This window comes from Ruegeria sp. BHSA123, from assembly GCF_059613425.1.
Window position 1 is genome coordinate 1 of sequence record NZ_JBXWSL010000121.1, and the last position, 4851, is coordinate 4851.

The 4851-nt window shown below is 56.8% G+C and carries 4 protein-coding genes; 2 read left to right on the forward strand and 2 right to left on the reverse strand.

What is annotated here, in order from left to right:
* Positions 1–477 precede the first annotated feature (477 nt).
* Positions 478–2097, forward strand: a complete 1620-nt coding sequence (locus tag AC2FNC_RS20055; RefSeq protein ID WP_496716458.1) for a GMC family oxidoreductase — start codon at positions 478–480, stop codon at positions 2095–2097.
* 5 nt (positions 2098–2102) lie between these two features.
* On the opposite strand, the gene AC2FNC_RS20060 is transcribed toward AC2FNC_RS20055, so the two are convergent.
* On the reverse strand, positions 2103–2948 hold the full coding sequence (locus AC2FNC_RS20060) for an SDR family oxidoreductase (RefSeq protein ID WP_480519731.1): 846 nt from the start codon (positions 2946–2948) through the stop codon (positions 2103–2105).
* A gap of 87 nt (positions 2949–3035) precedes the next feature.
* On the opposite strand from AC2FNC_RS20060, the gene AC2FNC_RS20065 reads away from it, so the two are divergent.
* Entirely contained in the window at positions 3036–3668 is a 633-nt protein-coding gene (locus AC2FNC_RS20065; protein ID WP_480474626.1) for a class I SAM-dependent DNA methyltransferase, read from the forward strand.
* Between the two features lie 22 nt (positions 3669–3690).
* On the opposite strand, the gene AC2FNC_RS20070 is transcribed toward AC2FNC_RS20065, so the two are convergent.
* The gene (locus AC2FNC_RS20070) at positions 3691–4701 is read right to left on the reverse strand and encodes a sterol desaturase family protein (RefSeq protein WP_496716459.1); all 1011 of its coding nucleotides are present in this window, start codon (positions 4699–4701) and stop codon (positions 3691–3693) included.
* Positions 4702–4851 lie beyond the last annotated feature (150 nt).

Here is a 4851-nt window from a genome sequence, read left to right on the forward strand (position 1 = left end):
CTCAGATGCCCACCGTCTCTCCGGTGCGTCTCAACCGTCTTTCCAGTCCGTCAGGCCAACCTCAGCTGCGCCGGTGAAGGGGTATTTACGGATTAGACTCCCTACCCGCAACCCCCATTTTGAAAAAACTTTGCTTTTCTCACTAAATTCTAAATTAATTATTATAACTCAAATACTTAAACGTTTATTTTGCGATTTCCGCCAGCCACTTAAGGTGCAGGCTCATCAGAAGAAGTGGGTGAAATCTGCGCTTTGGCTGGAATCGTCGGCCCCGACAGCAAACGACGACATTGATATCCGTCTTGAGTCTTTCGATCGACGCGGGCGTACCGTTTCGCTGAATGTCGAAGAACACTTGGAAACTGACTTCAGGTCACAATTGTTTTTTCACTCAATTGACGCAGTCTCAGGGAAGCCTGGCTCGGATGGCGAACAGCGGACCAGCGCATCAATGGTTCTGATAGTAGGGAAGCCAGCATGCAGTTCGACGATATCATCGTGGGCGGCGGGTCGGCAGGATCCGTTCTTGCAAACCGCCTCAGCGAGAACCCGGCTTCACGCGTTTGCCTGCTCGAAGCAGGCGGGAACGGAAAGGGCCTGACTGTCAGGGTGCCGGCAGCTGTCGTGGCAACCCTTCCGGGACGCCCCAAGATCAACAACTGGGCTTTTGAAACCATACCGCAACTCGGGTTGAACGGACGCCGGGGGTATCAACCCCGCGGTAAAGCACTGGGTGGTTCGAGCGCGATCAACGCGATGCTTTATGTCAGAGGTCAGCGGCAGGATTATGATGGGTGGGCCGATCTGGGCTGCGACGGCTGGGATTGGGACAGCGTATTGCCGTATTTCAAACGGTCCGAGAACAATGAGCTTGGTGCAGACAGCTGGCATGGTGACAAAGGCCCGTTACAGGTGTCACAGCAAAAAGAACCTCGCCCGATCACCCGCGCGTTCATTGAAGCCGCGCAGCAACTCCAACATCGCCACACTGAAGATTTCAACCGAGGCGATAACGAAGGTGTCGGGGTGTACCAGGTAACGCAGTATCATGACCCTTCAAAGAATGGAGAGCGGTGCTCAGCGGCTGCGGGTTACCTGTTCCCGATTGCCAACCGCCCGAACCTGACGGTCATTACACATGCCTATGCGAAAAGGCTGGTCTTTCAGGGTAAGCGCGCAACTGGCGTTGTTTTCAGGGTCAAAGGCAAAAAGGCAGACACCACCGTTACCGCCACGCGCGAGATTCTCCTGTGCGCGGGAGCATTAAAAACACCTCAACTGCTGCAAGTCTCAGGGATTGGAGCAAGCGCTGATCTTGAAACGCACGGGATCGCTGTTCTGCATGAACTGCCGGGTGTGGGGCAGAATTTGCAGGACCACCTCGACTTTACGCTGACCTACCGAACCAAAGACACGAACAACTTTGGGATCGGCGCGACAGCAGCGGTGCGACTGCTGAAGCACATCCGTCAGTGGCGCAAGACCGGTGTGTCAATGGCGGCCACACCGTTTGCCGAAGGGGCAGCGTTTCTGAAGACCTCACCCGAGTTGAAACGCCCGGATATCCAGCTGCATTTCACCATCGCAATGGTCGATGATCACGCCCGCAAGCTGCATTACGGTTACGGGTACAGCTGTCATATCTGCAAGCTTCGCCCGGAAAGTCGGGGAACCGTTGGCCTGAGCAGCGCGGACCCAATGGCAATGCCTGTCATCGATCCGGGGTTTCTTTCAGATGCACGAGATCTGGACACCATGATCAAAGGCGCGCGAATGACGCGAGACATCCTGCAAGCGCCGGCTTTGGCCAAATATCGGCACAAAGAGATGTTCGGAACCGATACGGCGAAATCCGACGCCGATTGGGAGGGGCATATCCGCGCCCGTGCCGACACGATCTATCACCCGGCTGGCACCTGTAAGATGGGCACCGACGATCTGGCGGTTGTGGATCCTGAACTCCGGGTGCGGGGGATCGAGGGGCTGCGTGTGGTTGATGCGTCGGTGATGCCAACGCTGGTATCGGGAAACACAAACGCGCCAACAATAATGATCGCGGAAAAAGCCTCGGATATGATTAAAGCAGCCGCGCAGTAAAGAACCTACCGGTCCTTCATCAGCGCCTCCAACCCCACCCGGTAGTTTGGATAGATCAATTCGACACCCAACTCATCCTTGATCCGGTCGTTTCGGACGCGTTTGTTCTCGTTATAAAAACTGCGCGCCATCGGTGTCAGGTCAGCCTTGTCAAATGAAACCGCCGGGGGCAGAGGAAGCCCCTGCAATTCGGCGGCATACCCGATGACATCCTGTGGCGGGACAGGTTCATCGTCGCATACGTTGTAAACACTGCCCGGATTCGGCCTTGTCATCGAGGCTTGCAGAACCTGCGCAATGTCATCCACGTGGATACGCGAAAACACTTGCCCCGGCTTGATGATGCGCCGCAGCCCACCGCGTGTGAGCTTGGAGAACGGCCCACGACCTGGGCCGTATATCCCTGCCAGACGGAAGATGTGAACAGGCAGGCCCGGCACAGCCGCCCATTGCTCTTCAGCCAGCATGCGCCACTTTCCACGCTTGGCGGTCGGTGTTGGCGGGGTGTCTTCGTCAACCCAGCCGCCCTGATGATCGCCATAAACAGCCGTTGTCGATAAATAGCCCACCCATGTGAACTGACTTGCCCGTTTTCGGATCTCATCGCCCAGCGCCGCCAGTACCGGATCGCCCGCCTCGCCCGGTGCCGTTGAGATCAGCAAATGCGTCACCCCATCCAGATTTGGGACCTCACCGGGCCAGATCAGCGGGTCCGCGCCAGAGGCACGTATCGCATCTGCGCCTTCGCCATCTCGTGTGGTGCCAAAAATCTGCCAGCCTTTCGGGGCAAGAATTCGGGAAAGGGCCTGCGCAGAATAGCCGTGGCCAAATGAGAAGAGTGTCTTGGTCATGCCCCGTTGATGGGCTTCAGCGCATCGGGATGCAAGCGCCGCATGGACGCACTTGAATCGAATCTTCTGATGCGCCTTTCTGTGGATATGAGCAAAAAGAAACCAGACCTGCATTCTGCCTACGCGCTGAGCTCTCCGGACGAAAACAAACGCCTTTATGCGGAATGGGCCGGGGATTATGACGACAGCTTTGCCGCGCGTGAGGATTATCAGCTTCATATCCATACCGCACGGGCGTTTGTGGGCGCGGGCGGTCAGGGGCCGGTTCTGGATGTCGGTGCGGGAACGGGCCTATGCGGCGCGGTGTTGTCTGGGCTTGGCGTTGGGCCGATTGATGCCACGGATATCAGTTCGGAAATGCTGGAACAGGCTATGCGCAAGGATATCTACCGGGACGCGATCGAGGCTGACCTGACCCATGGCATCCCGGTTCCGCCTGACAGCTACTCCGGCATCGTGTCATCTGGCACGTTCACGCATGGCCATCTGGGTCCCGAAGTATTACCCGCCCTGCTTCGCGTCGCACGGTCAGGCGCGACGTTCGCCCTGTCAATAAACGCCCACCATTTCGAAAAGATGGGCTTCAAGGGCAAGCTGCACGAACTGGAACAGGATCAGATTCGCAACCTGACCCTGCCCGAGGTTCGCATCTACGGTGATCTTGCCGCGGGTCCAAACAAGGATGACACGGCCTTCATTGCATTGTTCGAACGGGTTTAGGCCCCGGACAGGTCCAGCCGCGTCAAGTATACATCTGCTTTTTGTAAGCGCGCGTGCGTGTCGTCGCCTCGGCCGAGCCATCGTGATAGGTGCCAAACCACTTGTCGAAAGGAATTTCGGATGTGCCGTAGTTGCACTCGAAATACCGGTGGTGGAGCTGGTGAAAAAAGTCGCCCGCCCGCGCGGCTTCGGTCTCACCGGCCTTTATCTTCTCGAACCCAGAATGGGACAGTATCGGGCTGACCTGCTGGAACGAGCTGTGAAACAACACATGCAGCGGATGGGATGGCACGATCAGGTGGATGAAATACGTCGTGAAATACAGCATGTTTTCATACCAGTGATTCGAAATCCCTGACCACGGCCCGGTATTGACATTGCGGTGATGGACCGCGTGCACATGTTTATAAAGCCTGGGATGATGTTCCAGCCGGTGCACCCAGTAAAAATGCAGGCCGGACCACATGGGAATGAACAGCATCCAAACCACAAACCACACCGGCGCGCTGGCCCAGGTAATCGTCGGAACCCAGCCATTTGCCATCGCCCAAAAGATGACCCACTGGTAAATGGTCGCCACCGTCATGGCGCTGCCCAGCGTCCACCAGATATTATCCCAGACCTGATTGCGGAATGTGAATGTTCCGTTGTCCCGCGTCAGGTCTCTTCGATCGAACTTTTTGTACATCCCCTGCCCTTTGCGCATGTACAGCCACCAGTGCAGGCTTCCTGCTATCAGAGTTTGCGGCACCATGTTCAGCAACCAAATCCTGAACATCCAGCCGGGTGCAAAGCTCTTCATCGTCTCTAACTCAGGGAAAAAGAACGCATAGGCGATGACGGCCAAAGTCATGCACAGGGTCAGGGCGGTGATTTGCAACCACGCTCCGCCGTACCATTTCAGCACGGCGGATGGGCGCGGCGGCCAACTGAACAGCGGATTGAGGCCTACTGGCCCGTCGGGGTGGTAATGCCAGCAGGCGGCTTCGGGGTCCTGCGCGGTATCTCGCATGTCGGTCACTCTGTCTTGCATCAGGTTGCGTAGTCCGAGCCTTCTGCATCGAGTATTGCCTTGATCTCTCGCAGATGCGCTTCGGCCTGATCGGGGTAGTCGTCCAGTTCCTGCGCTGTTTTCTCGGCAATCTCATCCGACAGCACCCGCAGGGGCAGACCTGTTTGCAGT